The following is a 14,203-nucleotide window of genomic DNA, read 5'->3' as shown; positions in this document are numbered from 1 at the left end:
AATAAAGCTTGAAGCCGCGCTGGCGCTGCTGCTGCGAGCGGATCTGCGTGGCCCGGCCAAGCGGGAGGGCGAACGCCGCCTCCAGCGTCGCCTGGCCTTCGATCTTGCGGCGGATGTCGCGGATGATCCGCCCCAGCCGGCTGCGCAGGATACGCAGCTGCCGCTGATGCCGGTTAAACTGTTTGGCATGAGCGTAACGGCCCGCCATCATCGCCGCGCTTTTGGCCACGCGACAATAGGATTGCCGCAGCCTGACCCCGTGCTTCCTCGTCAGGCGGTTCAGCCCCCGGATCGCTGCATGCAGCAGTTTGGCGTCGGTCGGGAAGCTGATGGCCTTCGGTTGCACTGTGGTGTCGACCGTGACCCGCTTGAGGTCCTGGCTTCGTAACGCACCGGTCTCGTGCGCCACCCGAAGGCTCTCGGCCAACAACCGCTCAAGCTTGTCACCGAGCCGCTTGCGCCAATGGCTCAGGTCCGAGCGCTCGTGCGGGAAAACGTGCTGGTGAAATGGACCCGCGGAGCGGGACCGCTTGAACCGGTTTGTTAGTTGGAAACTGACCGCTCCTGATCCTTTCTATCACGCTGCCAGAGACTCTGTCTGCTGCTGTTGCTGTGGGCATGTGGTCAACGCGTCAGCGTTGTCCACCATGTCCACAGCCTTCGCGGCCTGCATCCGTTCGCGCCAGACCGCCATCGGCGTGCGATAGCCGAGGGACTGATGAAGGCGACGATCATTGTAGAAGGCGATCCAGCTCGCGATCCCTGCCTTGGCCTCGCGGCCGTCGGCATAGCCCTTGAGATAGATGTCCTCATGCTTGAGAGACCGCCACAGCCGCTCGATGAAGACGTTGTCCATCCAACGACCGCGGCCATCCATGGAGATCTTGATCTTTGCGGCCGCCAGCGCGCCGGTGAAGGCCACGCTGGTGAACTGGCTGCCCTGGTCGGTGTTGAAAATCTCCGGCGTGCCGTACTTCGCCAGCGCCTCTTCCAGAGCCGCCACGCAGAACGAGACGTCCATCGTGTTCGATAACCGCCACGCCAGAACCGCACGGCTCGCCCAGTCGATGATGGCGACGAGATAAAGAAAGCCGCGGCCGATGGGCAGATACGTGATGTCGGCCGCCCACACCTGGTTTGGCCGGTCGATCGTCATGTTGCGCAGCAGATAGGGATAGATCTTGTGGCCCGGCGCCGGCTTTGTCGTGTTCGGCCTTGGTCCCAGCGCCGCGATGCCCATCTTGCGCATCAACCGCTGCACACGCTTGCGATTGACCTGAAGCCCCTCAGCCTTCAGCATCGCGGTCATTCGCCGCGAGCCCAGGAACGGCCAGGCGGTGAACAGCTCGTCGAGGCGCCGCATCAGGGCGAGGTCGTTGTCGTTGGCCGGCCGTGGCGGCCGGTAGACCCCAGAGCGGGCGATACCAAGCAACATGCATTGCCGGCGAATCGACAGCGCCATGTCGGCGCGATCGAGCATTCCTCGACGGTCCGGCGTGCTCATCTTCCGGACCTCCGCGCTAAAAAATCGCGCTCGACTGTCAGTTGTCCAATCTTGGCGTGCAGCTTCTCGATCTCTCGTTCGCGAGCGTCCTCGCTCTCCCGCCCGACACCCGCGTCAAAGGCCCGGGCCGCCTGGTCCAGTAGCTGCTTCTTCCAGGCATAGATCTGGTTCGGGTGAACCTCATAGCGCTGGGCCAGATCGGCCACCGTCGTCTGCTCCCGCACGGCTTCCAGCGCGATCTTTGCCTTCAGTGCCGCGTCGATCTTGCGTCTCGTCTTCGTTGTCATCATGCGCTCCGTCTATCAAACGGAGCAGCCCCTTCCAACTAAGCACGTGGTCCCACAATCGGGGTCCATTTCACTTGCCGGCAAGCAGAACCAACTCGTGCTTCATGTTGATGATCTGGTCCAGCCGTGCCCGGAACAGATCGTTCGATCCCGTCGTCTTGTGCTTCTTCGGCCGCATCGTCCCTCCGGTGCACCATACAAGCACGGTTCACAGCGGAGAGGAATCCACAAAACGAATTTGCAAGGTTTGCGACCATCAAGCCTCAAATCCCTGCAATCTCAAACGCCGTCAAAACACCAAAAACAGACTCCTGCTCAATCGCTTACAGGCTTGTTCACAGCCGACTGCATTTTTGCTCAGGGCGGGCGCATTCACTTGGACGGGGCGCAGACTCTTAAGAGATCACCTTGGCTCGATTACGCGATTGCGGGCGGCGGCCTGTCGTGCATCACCGTTTTGACCGACTCCAGCGTCAACGCACAGGGGCCCGCGAACGGCCCTATGCGCTCAGGGTGCGCGAGCGGCCAAGCGCCTGATCTTCGACTACTCCTCTTCGCTCTGGCGGCGTGCAGATACACGATGAGCTGAATTAACGGCGATCAGATACCCGAAGTCTGGATTATCATCTCGAAGAGCCGTTATCCAAATCCCCTAATGCCCCTCCGACTGAAGCGCCGGAGCCGTCTCCTAACTCCTAACGGCTCCTGATTACTCCAGGGAGCGCCGGACGCACACGATCCGAATCACGCTTCCACGGACATCCGCTGCTCCCCGCCAGGTGGGAGCCCTCCTGACCAGGCCGTTTATGATCAGCCAAACCTCCCAGGCCGCATTACTCAGCACCAAACGATCCCCCAAGGCTTCCAAAACGAGACTTAGTCCGATTTGCGACCTTACGTTAGAACATGACCTTGACTGTCCGATCTCTGACATGCTGTCGGTTTGGTACACTTCCTTGAAAAATTATCCCTTACTGATCAAGCTGTCGCGGTTGGCACAGGATTTGAACAGAGAGGTCCATCTACCGCAGCCGCCACGAAGCGGCGGCTACACTAACGTCGGCTGTGGCCTTTTGACGCAATGACACGAGCTGCCACATGGAATCGGTCTCAATAGAACGTCACAAAAACTGCCCTCAATGTGGCTCTGCATTGGTCCACCCCGAGTGGCATGAACGCATCGGTGCGCGGGGGGTCCAAGATCTCTGGCGCTGCTGGAACTGCAGGAATGAATTCATGACCGTTTGCACTTCTGACGATACGGATCCTCCTGCCGCTGAGATCACGAAGCTCTTCTTTACCAGCCTGTTAGTCTGATCATGACGCCTGAGCCACTAACACTTGCATCCGAGCGGACTTGGCAATCCAAAGCAGGGCGGAGGGTCGCTTAGGCGAAAACGATTGGACCGTAGCTGCTCAGTAATACGCTGCGCGACCTTCCCGTCATAAACGCAGTTGGAATGTCCTTATGAGGCTCGTACGTGCAATCGTCGGCTTGGCCCTGTTGGCAGTGGGATTGTACGTTATTATCGGTGAGCACTTCGCTGGAACATCGGCGGATGCTACACTCAATGCGCGGCTCTACATCGTTCGCGCCCCGATCGAAGGAAAGGTAACGCTTGCCGTAAAGAGCATCGGCGCGCGCATTAGTCCCGGCGAGTTCATAGCAGAAATCAACGACCAACGCTTCGATACCGCGAGGCTTCTTGAGCTTGATCGCGATCGCACGAACCAGCAGATCGAGCTCAACCGTCTTGTTGGCCAGCGAGAGGCCTTGTCCGCATCCAGGTCTCGCTTCGATGTTCAATCAACTGATTACCAGCGCGGAAGGGTTCGGCAGATTGAGGCTCGAATTGCCGAAACGAAAGCAGCTCAAGACGCTGCGGCCACACGCCTTCGTCAAGCGGACGCAGAATTCAAGCGAGCAAACGAACTGAGCACGCGTGGTGTACAGACGGCGGCGAATTTGGATCGCGCTCGTGCAACTTACGACGTCGCGCAGCAAGAACTGGAGAGTGCGCAGCAGCGAGTGAAATATTTGGAGACGGAACTTACGTCCGCTCGCGAGGGCGTCTTCATCGGGGAGTCCTATAACGACGCTCCCTCCTCGGCCCAACGTATCCGAGAGCTCGAGCAGCGGTTGGCCGAGCTAAATGTCGACAAGGAGCAGGTGAAAGCACGTATTGTACAGCTCGACCGGCAAGTCGATGCCGAGCGTCTTCGTGTCAATAATCTGAGCTTCGCTACCCTTAATGCCAGCGTCGTTGGTCTGGTCTGGGACATACTAATAGACGATGGCCAATACGCGCGGCGCGGCCAGGATCTCGTCAAGATCGTAGACTGCAGTACCCAGATTGTCACCGCGGGCGTCAGCGAATCTCTCTACGACGGTCTCTCGGTGGGAACGGCCGCGCAATTTCGGTTGTTTCGAGATGATCGTATTTTCAATGGAACCATAACCCGCCTTGGCGGATCCGGTGCGGCCTCGCTCTACACCAATTTTGCTGTGGGTCCAAGTGCGCAACATCTCCAGCGCTTTGATGTCACAGTGACAGTTCCAGACCTTGCAGGAGAGGCAGATCTCGGCTGCGCGATTGGACGTACTGGACGCGTCATCTTCACAGCTGGCCCAATCGCACAATTCCGTCGCTTTATAACGCGGTACGGACTCTGATGATTCTGCTGTCGCCACTCGTTGCTGCCTTCGCAGGCGCCGCCTTCATAATTGGGCTCTGCCTTACCGTCTTTCCGTTTCTCAATCCGATGAAGTGGTATTGGCGCGCTCTTCTCCTGGGGACGGCTGCCGTACTGTCTTGGCGTTATATGGCTTGGCGCTTCACCGAAACGCTGGCGCCCCTCGACTGGACTGCGGACGCGCTGTTCAGTTGGGGATTCGCCATCCTCGAAGCTCTGACGATGCTTTCCTCTACCATCGCGTTTTTCATACTGTCGCGGGTGAAAGAGCGGTCGGCAGAAGCAGACCGGTACTCCGAATGGTGGCTGCCTGGAGAAGCGCCGCGTGTGGACGTCTTTATCACGACTTACAACGAGCCGTCGGAAGTGCTCGAGCGCACGATCATTGGCGCGGCGCAAATCCGCTATCCACGGCTTCGGATTTTTATCCTCGACGACGGCGCCAGGAATTGGGTGCGGCAACTTTGCGAGCTGCACGAAATCGGATATCTCGCACGCTCGGATAAGGAGCACGCTAAAGCGGGAAACATTAACCATGCACTTCGCGCGTGCGCCCGCGATCCAGCCCCCCCGGTCTTCGTCGCTGTACTTGACGCAGATTTCGTTCCCCATGCGGACTTCATCGAGCGGACGCTAGCGTTGTTTCACGAGCCAAGCGTCGCACTAGTGCAAACCCCGCAGCACTTCTTCAATCCTGATCCGATCCAACATAACCTTGGAATAAGCACCGCATATCCGGATGAACAACGTCATTTCTTTGACAACGTCGAGCCAGCGCGGGACGCTTGGGGGATTGCCATCTGCTGTGGGACATCATCCGTAATGCGGGTACAGGCCGTCGAGCAGATTGGCTGGATTCCAACACAAAGCGTAACCGAGGACTTCCTACTCACCCTCAAGCTTGCGGAAAACGGCTGGCAAACTGTGTACCTTAACGAGCCATTGACTGAAGGTTTGGCTCCCGAAGGACTGAAAGAGTATATTACTCAGCGTGGACGGTGGTGCCTCGGCTTGATGCAAATTGTCCGCAACTCATACAGCCCCTTTGGCACGCGCAGCCTTGGTCTGATGCATAGAATCGGGATCCTCGATTCATTGCTCTACTGGCTCAGCACTTTTCCCTTCAGGCTTGCCAGCCTGATTTGCCCACTGTTGTACTGGTGGTTCGGCATCACCATCGTGAACGCGTCGCTGGGGGAAATTATCAGGTACTATGTACCCTATTACCTAATGGTTCTGGTGTCCCTGAACTGGCTTTCAAAAGGGTTGTTTGTCCCGCTTCTCAACGATACGGCTCAACTGATCGCTGCCTGGCCCATCAGTCAGGCAGCGGCTCTCGGGCTTCTGACCAGCGGCTCGCATAAATTCTCGGTGACGGCCAAAGGCGGCGACCGCACCAAGGTCGTTGTTCAATGGGCGTTGATGCGACCGTTTCTACTCCTACTCGCACTTACGATCGGCGGCCTGATCGTGCCGTTGAACTCCGATTTTGTCTTCGATACGTCCGCAACAGCGGGCGACGGCACGGCTATCGTGATGTTCTGGACAGTTTACAACATTCTGGTGCTGTTCGTGGCCGTCGTGGTGTGCATTGAACGACCGAGATACGATCGACCTCAGCGCCAGATTCCAGAACCCATCACGTTGGTGATCCAAGGTGAGAAGCATCGCGGATGGCTTCTCAATCTGGGCCGAGGGGGCGCTCGAATCAGCGGTCCATCCGGACTTTCCGCCGGAGCAGCAGGGAAGCTCGACCTGCCCGGGATTACCGGAGTAGACGCGCATGTTGCTGCGACTACTCGTGATGGCTATCGAATCAAGTTCTCTCCAACTCCCGAGCAAAGGGCGAAAATTATCAAGAAGCTTCACACTGAATCGGCCATGCCAGGGGCCGATCGAGGGAACATCTTGCAAATGATCCGCGAGTTGGCGCGAGCTCTAACGAGTTAAGGAGCACGAGATGCCGAGAAGACCGAGCCTACTCTCCTTGGTGTTCTGGGGAGGCGCCTTGCTCATATTGGTGCCGGCCGTGGTGACCGCGACGATCTACACGGCCTTGCTACAGCAAGGGGGAGAGCAGCTGCAGTTCGACGCGTTAAGAATTCGCGGCGAAATGAGTTCCGCGCTGTTGGCCCGCCGGCTCTACGGAGTTTGGATGGATGTAGCTCGGTCCGCTGAGCTCATTGACCTAACTGATCTAAAGAATGCGCGAGAACACATCGACTTCTTGAGCCGCCTTGATCGACGCTACACTTGGCTCGGCGTCGCGGATCTCGAAGGGACCATTCTCGCGGCTAAAGACGGCATGCTCGAAGGAGCAAGCGTTGCACAGCGACCTTGGTTTAGGCGGGGCCTTGTCTCGCCGGCGGCTATCGATGTGCATGCCGCTCAACTACTGGCCACCCAGTTGCCTCCACCTCGTGAGCCCTATCGCTTTATCGACCTGGCAGCGCCGTTGCGCCACGCCGGCTCCGTTGCCGGGGTCATCGGCGCTCACCTCGACTGGAAATGGGTCGCAGAAGGCATGGACTCGTTACAAGTACCCGGCATTGATGTGCTGCTGCTTTCGGGAGATCGAACCGTCCTGTTTGGTCCGCCGGATCTTATCAACAAGCCGCTCAACATCGGCTCCGCGCTTGCGGCTAGTCGCGTCACGACTGCGTCTCTGCGCGAACGTTGGGCTGACGGCAGGGACTACTTCACGGTGATCGTTCCGACGGTCGGCTTCGCGAACCTTCCGAGCTTCGGTTGGTCTCTTCTGGTTCGGCAGAGTGCCGACGAGGCGCTTGCGTCCACCCGTAATCTAATCCGATCATTCTGGAGTAGTTTTGGTGCTTGTGCCATTGCTACACTAGCACTGCTCTTTTGTGCGGCGCAGTGGCTGAGGACGCCCCTTCGCCGGCTCTCGAATACAGCGGAGGCCCTCTTGCACGATCCATCTGCGCGCCCGCCATATTCGGAAACACGCTTTAATGAAGCGGCGAGGCTCAGTGACGCGCTAGCTCGTATCCAGTCGAAGCTGATGGGGCACTCTGGTCGCAACTGAATCCAAGCACCGGGTGGAGACGACTAGCTGAACGATGATCAGAATGGCCTTCACGACGGAGGCCTGACGCACCGGGCATGAATTTGCGTGAGGTGTGAAATGGACTCGCGGAGCGGGACCACTTGAACCGGTTTGTTAGTTGGAAACTGACCGCTCCTGATCCGTTTCTATCATGCTGCCAGAGATGCTGTCTGCTGCAGTTGCTGTGGGCATGTAGTCAACGCGCCAGCGTTGTCCACCATGTCCACAGCCTTCGCAGCCTGCATCCGTTCGCGCCAGACCGCCATCGGCGTGCGATAGCCGTGGGCCTGATGAAGGCGACGATCGTGGTAGAAGGCGATCCAGCTCGCGATGCCTGCCTTGGTCTCGCGGCCGTCGGCATAGCCCTTGAGATAGATGTCCTCATACTTAAGCGACCGCCACAGCCGCTCGATGAAGACGTTGTCCATCCAACGACCGCGGCCATCCATGGAGATCTTGATCCCTGCGCCCGCCAACGCGCCGGTGAAGGCCGCGCTGGTGAACTGGCTGCCCTGGTCAGTGTTGAAAATCTCCGGCGTGCCATACTTCGCCAGCGCCTCGTCCAGAGCCGCCACGCAGAACGAGACGTCCATCGTGTTCGACAACCGCCACGCCAGAACCGCACGGCTCGCCCAGTCGATGATGGCGACGAGATAAAGAAAGCCGCGGCCGATGGGCAGTGGAGTAAGAAGCGCGAACGCGCTTCTCCTCCCCGAACCGTACGTGCACCTTTCAGCGCATACGGCTCTCCGTTCAAGCTTGGCCCACGGCCATAGCAAAATCATGATAGTGCGAGGTGACAGTGCTGCGGGCTTCTTTTCGGAAGATGTAGGGATTTTCCTCCGGATTGCGCCACCGGAATTGCGCCTTCGGACTTGAGACAAGCCTGTAGAGTGCTTTTCCGTGCGGTCCGCCCCGTTCATTCCAACCAAACACGAGCCAGGTTTTCGCCTTGCCCGGTTCCGGGGCTCGATACCATTTCCGCATCAAAGGTTTGATGCGAGATCGGTATTTGTGCCCCAGCCAATGCGCCATTTTCCAGAATACGACATGGTCGATGCGCCGGAATACGTGCGCGGTGAAGTCGGTGAACTTGTAGAACGCTGCCCATCCCACCAGTTGGCGGTTCAGGCCAGCGATCATGTCGACCGTGCTGACACTATGATTGCCGGAAAGGGCTTCAGTGAGCCTGCGAACAAACCCCTTCGCCTTTTCCTTGGGTATCGTTGTGACGACGGACATGCGCCCGTGCGACCCTCGCTTGCGAATGATCCTGTGCCCCAGAAAGACGAAGCCGTCATTGACGTGGGTGACATGGGTTTTCTCCATATTCAGCGTCAATTTCAGCTTGCCTTCCAGAAAGGCGCGGCATTCCTCGCGGATTTCCTCTGCTTGAGCTTTGGCCCCTTTTACGATGACGACAAAGTCGTCAGCGTATCGGCAATAGGCAACCGCCGGCTTCCATTGCCGGTTCTCTCGAACCGTAATAGGGCGGCCCAGCTTGATGCCGAAGTTCCATGCCCAGCGGTCCTTGCGAGCCTTGTCGCTCAGGTATTTCGCCTCCAGCCACGCATCAAACTCGCGGAGCATGATGTTGGATATAGCGCGACAATCAGGATGAGAGCGCGCATTGCCTCGCCTTAATTGTTACCGGATGCTGAGCCGTTGCCTCACGTAAATTGCTCCCCTGGATCGGGGACGAGCGGGGGCGCAGATGGGGCGGCTGAGCATGGCAACGCGGAAGGAACTGACGGCGGCGGCAGGCATGCGTTATCGGCATTCGGATCGCGCGAAGAAGGCGCGAATATTAGACGAGTTCGTCGACATCACTGGGTTTCATCGCAAGCATGCGATGCGACTACTTCGAGGCCAGGAAGACGCACGCCCAGGCCGACGGCCGCGACGTCGGATCTATAATGAGGCAGAACACAACGCGCTCGTGCTCCTTTGGGAAGCGTCAGACCGGATCTGCGGGAAGCGGCTGAAGGCGTTAATGCCTGCGCTGATTGAGGCGATGGAACGGCATGGCCACCTCGACCTTGCCCCCGAGATCCGCGCCAAGCTTTTGGCGATGAGTGCTGCGACGATTGACCGCGTATTGGTGCCGATCCGAGAAAAATTGGGTCGCAAGCGCCGGCGGCACACAGCGCATTCTCTGCGTCGCAGTGTTCCGATACGGACGTCGGCGGATTGGAACGATCCGGCGCCAGGATTCGTCGAGGCTGACCTTGTAGCGCATAGCGGACCATCTGCGCGCGGCAGCTTTATCCAGACCCTCGTGCTCACGGACATTGCTACTGGCTGGACAGAGTGCGCTCCCCTGATCGTGCGCGAACAGACGCTGTTGAGCACGGTGCTGACGGAATTGCGCAAACATTTGCCTTTTACGCTGCTCGGCCTCGACACTGACAATGATACGGTGTTCATGAACGAGACGCTGAAAGGCTATTGCGAGGCAGCCAACATTGTCTTCACGCGTTGCCGTCCCTACCGGAAGAATGACCAGGCGTTCGTTGAGCAGAAGAACGGCGCGGTCGTGCGCAGGATGGTCGGTTATCGTCGGTTCGAAGGCCTCGAAGCGGCCGAGCTGCTGGCAGAACTCTATCGAGCAGCGCGGCTGTTCGTAAACTTCTTCCAACCCTCGTTCAAGCTGATAGCCAAGCAGCGCGACGGTGCTCGTGTGCGCAAGACATACAGCGCGCCGGCAACACCCCACCAGCGCCTGGCCGCCGACGCCCGCACGCCTGACGCAGTCCGCCACCATCTCCAAGAAATCTATGCCGCTCTCGATCCGGTCGCGTTGTTGCGCGACATCCGCGACGCGCAGGAGCGCCTCGCGGCCCTCGCAGATACCCAACCAATCGCCCATCCTGCTGCGGCATCGCAATCGACCGATCGCTTCCTGGCAAGCCTGCGAACGGCCTGGAAGGACGGAGCTATGCGACCGACGGATCGGCCAATCGTGAAGGCGAAAAGAGGCCGGCGTCGTCCCGACCCGCTCATTCGCGCAACGCCAGATTTGCGAAAATGGTTTGAAGCCGAGCCCTGGCGGACTGGCCGCGAACTGCTCTCCCGCCTGCAGGTGGAATATCCTGGAGCCTACCCGAACAAGCTTCTTCGAACGCTTCAACGGCGGCTTAAATCCTGGCGCAGCGAGCAAGCGAATGCGCTGCTGTTCGCTCCTACGGAGAAAATGCCACCAAGGTCAGAGGTCACGACTCAATGATGTACCGGCTGCCAGCGGAGGAGGCCGGGCGCTCCGAAACCCCGGCCATCTCCGCACCCGGCCTCCTCCTCAACCCAAGCCAGGAGCAAAATAAATGAGGCAACCGATCTCGCCCGGGAACATCGCTATATGCGGCAATACGGAGTCTCACCCTGATCGACGCCGCGCAGTTGGACAAGAGCGGTGACAGCACGCCACCTTGCGGAACCCCCTCGCTGGAGGCTGTAAACAGGTCACGGTCAATGTGACCTGCCTTCAAGAACCGCCAGAGAAGATCAACAAACCGCCCCTCCTGCACGCGTCGCCGCACACATCTGATAAGCAGCCGGTGATGGACCGTGTCGAAGTAGCTTGCCAGATCACCTTCGATGATCCAGCGGCCCCTCGTCGTGTCGGCTCCATCCTGGAGCTGTATCTTCACGGTGCGGACGGCATGGTGCGCGCTCCGTTCAGGCCGGAAGCCATAGGATAGGCGATGGAAGTCGCTTTCCCAGATTGGCTCCATGGCCATGAGCATGGCTCGTTGGACGATGCGATCCGTCAGAGTCGGGATACCCAGTGGGCGTAGCCTGCCGTTGGTTTTCGGGATATAGATTCGCTTCACCGGCTGGGGGCGATAACTCTCGTCCAGCAGGCTTTTCCGCAGGTCATCCAGATGCTGTTCCTGTCTGACCTGCAGTCGTTGCTTATCTATTCCGTCGATGCCCGGTGTTCGTGCGCCACTTGACGCCAGAACAATCCGAGCGGCCTCGGCAAGCCATTCCCGGTTGGCAATCAGACGAAGGAGCCGATCGAACCTTCGGTTCGGATCGCTCTCGGCCCATGTCGCGAGCTTGTGCTGCGTTTCACCGATTGTCTTCACCTCATTCGGTCAGGTAGTTTGCACTCCAAGCAGTTTGAACTGTTCCCCTTCGCCATGTGGCAGGTTTTCCCTGCCGCGGACTACTACGGGAACTCCGCCAGCATGGTGGACATCAGGGTCAACTCCCTTGCGACGCAGAGCATCGTGGGCATTCCATCATGCCTTCCCTCGTTCATATGCTGGACGTCATCGTATTGGTGTGGCTGCCGGTCGCAGTCTTTTCCCTTGCTTTCCGCAAGTCGATGCCGATGCCATGGTCTGGCTGCGTTCTCCCCATGCCCCCCGCGAGCGTCCTTACATCTGGGCTCGCGTTCGGATGCCGACCGTCATATTGTCCAGCGACATCATCAGCATTCCACCTGTTAAGCCGTGTAGGCGGAGGCGACATTTCAGCCCACAGATGCGGGTGAACCGGTTCGTGTTCCTCAACCTTCCAATACTTCAGCCTCGGGGACCATCTCGGCTTAACGGCTTCGCCTCAATCCCCTTTACCTGCGGGCTACGTCACCCTGCCAGTTGACGACAGGTCACCGCCGCTTGGGCTCATGTCCCCTCACAGCAGGGGACAAGTCATTGTTGTATTCTTCCTCCTTTCTCTTTTGCATTCCAGTCATACGCTCCCCAAATGGGGCGAGGCGCACGATACGTGATGTCGGCCGCCCACACCTGGTTTGGCCGGTCGATCGTCATGCTGCGCAACAGATAGGGATAGATCTTGTGGCCCGGCCTCGTCGTGTTCGGCCTTGGTCCCAGCGCCGCGATGCCCATCTTGCGCATCAACCGCTGCACGCGCTTGCGATTGACCCGAAGCCCCTCAGCCTTCAGCATCGCGCTCATTCGCCGCGAGCCCAGGACCGGCAAGGCGGTGAACAGCTCGTCGAGCCGCCGCATCAGGGCAAGGTCGTTGTCGTTGGCCGGCCGTGGCGGCCAGTAGACCCCAGAGCGCGCGATGCCAAGCAACCTGCATTGCCGGCGGATCGACAGCGCCATGTCGGCGCGATCGAGCAATCCTCGACGGTCCGGCGTGCTCATCTTCCGGACCTCCGCGCTAAAAAATCGCGCTCGACTGTCAGTTGTCCAATCTTGGCGTGCAGCTTCTCGATCTCGCGTTCGCGAGCGTCCTCGCTCTCCCGCCCGACACCCGCGTCAAAGGCCCGGGCCGCCTGGTTCAGCAGCTGCTTCTTCCAGGCATAGATCTGGTTCGGGTGAACCTCGTAGCGCTGGGCCAGATCAGCCACCATCGCCTGCTCCCGCACGGCTTCCAGTGCGATCTTTGCCTTCAATGCCGCGTCGATCTTGCGTCTCGTCTTCGTCGTCATCATCCGCTCCGCTTATCAAACGGAGCCGCCCCCTCGAACTAAGCACGTGGTCCCAAAATCGGGCCATTTCAAACTGTCAGAGTGTGTATGACGACGGTCTGCCAGCTCGCATCTCGAAGTTACGAAGCAACTCATTTTAGAGTTCGGCATCAACCACCGATTGCGCATGCACGATGGTACGAGGCCGAGATGCTGCGGCGGGTCGATGAAGCATGGTCAAACTATCATGCGATCTACGGGCCGGATGCGCTGCGGGAGGGCCGAGCGGCGAATGCGCAACGAGGCTACAGTGATGGCGCTTACCCGCCATCCTCCTAGGGGCCTGGCTGCTTGCGATGATGGCACTTGTGCTGCTCTAAGCGAGTGAAGACAACGAGCTTGAAGGCCGCGCGAAACGTCGGCTCCGTTCGACGCGTTCGCGCGCCCAGAAGCGGCATGATCAACGACATCTTGCGTGAAGCGGCAACGCGCGCTTGGTACTCTTCGAGATCCACTTCGCGCGTCACATGTGCGAACGAATCTTCGAAGCTGGCGTGAAGTTCGCCTTGTTCGATCCACGCCTGACCGCCGCCCGCACTGATGCGAGGGCCGACAAATACCTCACGTCGGCGCGCCTTGCGGTAAAACATGCGTTCGATCGTCCAACTCGTCAGGGTCCCTCACGGTAGCAGCACGATTTGAGCCGAACCGCGTTGCCGCGCCCTCTCTATTGCTCCCCTGCACGCCCTGGGGAACGTCACTGGGATCTCCGTTCTTAATTCATAGTCTTTGACTGCAATACTGGGCGATATGATCCGGAAGCGCCAATAGCGGCGCCCGCTTGGCTTCTTCCCGTACTCGCGCTCCCACCGCGAAGTGTCAATCCGCACATCCGTCATGCTCGCTGATCGCCTCAAAGATTACAACCTTGCCCTAGCGACAGTGCTTCAGAGCGTCAATTCCTTCGGGCTGGTAGGCCTTGGGCTCGTCCTTGATGTTCCAACGGATATCGCAAGCCGCCGAATCTTCTCCAATCGAACAAGCGCCTCTTGGAGTAACGAGGCTCGGAATTTGCAAGTCGTCGGGGCGGGGTAGCGCTGCTCAGCCGCCCTTCGGAAATCCCTCCGTTCAATGCAGAAACACCATAGCGGCGGCACTCCTGACAGCTCTTGATTTCCGTCACCTACAAATTCTTGTAGTTGACCCGCGCAGTATTCTCCGGGCCGAATCGCGATCAACCCCACAGGAGAACAAAGCTATGTCCC

At 58.9% G+C, this 14,203-nt stretch carries 10 protein-coding genes and 2 pseudogenes; 4 read left to right on the top strand and 8 right to left on the bottom strand.

Features of this window, described 5'->3' with window-relative positions; all coding sequences use genetic code 11:
• Window positions 1-508 (bottom strand): annotated as a pseudogene (locus XH79_RS05515) (IS5/IS1182 family transposase); the annotation flags it as partial.
• A 69-nt stretch (window positions 509-577) separates the two neighbouring features.
• A protein-coding gene (locus tag XH79_RS05510; protein WP_271580986.1) for an IS3 family transposase occupies window positions 578-1,791 on the bottom strand; the annotation gives its coding sequence in 2 pieces (ribosomal slippage) (window positions 578-1,515 and window positions 1,515-1,791; 1,215 coding nt in all).
• Window positions 1,792-3,259: 1,468 nt separating this feature from the next.
• Between XH79_RS05510 and XH79_RS05505 the strand changes: the two genes are divergently transcribed.
• Genes XH79_RS05505 through XH79_RS05495 form a run of 3 tightly spaced genes read left to right on the top strand, consistent with a single transcriptional unit; the run spans window position 3,260 to window position 7,531 of the window.
• Window positions 3,260-4,465 carry an HlyD family secretion protein gene (locus XH79_RS05505; protein ID WP_271580985.1) on the top strand — a complete coding sequence of 402 codons (1,206 nt, stop codon included), beginning with the start codon at window positions 3,260-3,262 and terminating at the stop codon, window positions 4,463-4,465.
• Complete coding sequence (locus XH79_RS05500; RefSeq protein WP_271580984.1) at window positions 4,465-6,435, top strand: glycosyltransferase family 2 protein; 1,971 nt, start codon at window positions 4,465-4,467, stop codon at window positions 6,433-6,435. The genes XH79_RS05505 and XH79_RS05500 overlap by 1 nt, the downstream gene beginning before the upstream one ends.
• 58 nt (window positions 6,436-6,493) lie before the next feature.
• Entirely contained in the window at window positions 6,494-7,531 is a 1,038-nt protein-coding gene (locus tag XH79_RS05495; RefSeq protein WP_271580983.1) for a cache domain-containing protein, read from the top strand.
• 170 nt (window positions 7,532-7,701) lie between these two features.
• Here the strand turns inward: XH79_RS05495 and XH79_RS05490 are convergent.
• Window positions 7,702-8,241 (bottom strand): annotated as a pseudogene (locus XH79_RS05490) (transposase); the annotation flags it as partial.
• A gap of 64 nt (window positions 8,242-8,305) precedes the next feature.
• The gene (locus XH79_RS05485; RefSeq protein WP_271580982.1) at window positions 8,306-9,142 is read right to left on the bottom strand and encodes a group II intron maturase-specific domain-containing protein; all 837 of its coding nucleotides are present in this window, start codon (window positions 9,140-9,142) and stop codon (window positions 8,306-8,308) included.
• Between the two features lie 124 nt (window positions 9,143-9,266).
• Between XH79_RS05485 and XH79_RS05480 the strand changes: the two genes are divergently transcribed.
• Window positions 9,267-10,778, top strand: coding sequence for an ISNCY family transposase (locus XH79_RS05480; protein ID WP_271580981.1), 1,512 nt, complete (start codon window positions 9,267-9,269; stop codon window positions 10,776-10,778).
• Here XH79_RS05480 and XH79_RS05475 read toward each other — a convergent pair.
• The 4 genes from XH79_RS05475 to XH79_RS05460 all read right to left on the bottom strand — a co-directional run bounded on the left by XH79_RS05475 (window position 10,765) and on the right by XH79_RS05460 (window position 13,588).
• Window positions 10,765-11,640: a reverse transcriptase domain-containing protein gene (locus tag XH79_RS05475; protein WP_442869913.1), complete on the bottom strand. Its 876-nt coding sequence runs from the start codon at window positions 11,638-11,640 to the stop codon at window positions 10,765-10,767. The two genes, XH79_RS05480 and XH79_RS05475, sit on opposite strands and share 14 nt — an antisense overlap.
• Window positions 11,641-12,210: 570 nt before the next feature.
• A complete protein-coding gene (locus XH79_RS05470) occupies window positions 12,211-12,630 on the bottom strand; it encodes an IS3 family transposase (RefSeq protein WP_271580980.1) in 420 nt (139 codons plus the stop codon).
• Between the two features lie 38 nt (window positions 12,631-12,668).
• The gene (locus XH79_RS05465; RefSeq protein WP_271580979.1) at window positions 12,669-12,962 is read right to left on the bottom strand and encodes a transposase; all 294 of its coding nucleotides are present in this window, start codon (window positions 12,960-12,962) and stop codon (window positions 12,669-12,671) included.
• Between the two features lie 311 nt (window positions 12,963-13,273).
• Window positions 13,274-13,588, bottom strand: a complete 315-nt coding sequence (locus XH79_RS05460; RefSeq protein WP_271580978.1) for a hypothetical protein — start codon at window positions 13,586-13,588, stop codon at window positions 13,274-13,276.
• Window positions 13,589-14,203 lie beyond the last annotated feature (615 nt).

The organism is Bradyrhizobium sp. CCBAU 45389 (assembly GCF_028128625.1).
GTDB lineage: Bacteria > Pseudomonadota > Alphaproteobacteria > Rhizobiales > Xanthobacteraceae > Bradyrhizobium > Bradyrhizobium liaoningense_B.
Note: the sequence above shows the minus strand (reverse complement) of the source record. Positions and strands in the feature narration are given on the sequence as shown.

What these genes read in the sequence shown, in the direction of transcription:
- XH79_RS05505 (WP_271580985.1), top strand. Translation starts at nt 3,260, where the DNA reads ATGAGGCTCGTACGTGCAATCGTCGGCTTGGCCCTGTTGGCAGTGGGA.
- XH79_RS05500 (WP_271580984.1), top strand. Translation starts at nt 4,465, where the DNA reads ATGATTCTGCTGTCGCCACTCGTTGCTGCCTTCGCAGGCGCCGCCTTC.
- XH79_RS05460 (WP_271580978.1), bottom strand. Translation starts at nt 13,588, where the DNA reads ATGTTTTACCGCAAGGCGCGCCGACGTGAGGTATTTGTCGGCCCTCGC.
- XH79_RS05485 (WP_271580982.1), bottom strand. Translation starts at nt 9,142, where the DNA reads ATGCTCCGCGAGTTTGATGCGTGGCTGGAGGCGAAATACCTGAGCGAC.
- XH79_RS05470 (WP_271580980.1), bottom strand. Translation starts at nt 12,630, where the DNA reads ATGGCGCTGTCGATCCGCCGGCAATGCAGGTTGCTTGGCATCGCGCGC.
- XH79_RS05465 (WP_271580979.1), bottom strand. Translation starts at nt 12,962, where the DNA reads ATGATGACGACGAAGACGAGACGCAAGATCGACGCGGCATTGAAGGCA.
- XH79_RS05480 (WP_271580981.1), top strand. Translation starts at nt 9,267, where the DNA reads ATGGGGCGGCTGAGCATGGCAACGCGGAAGGAACTGACGGCGGCGGCA.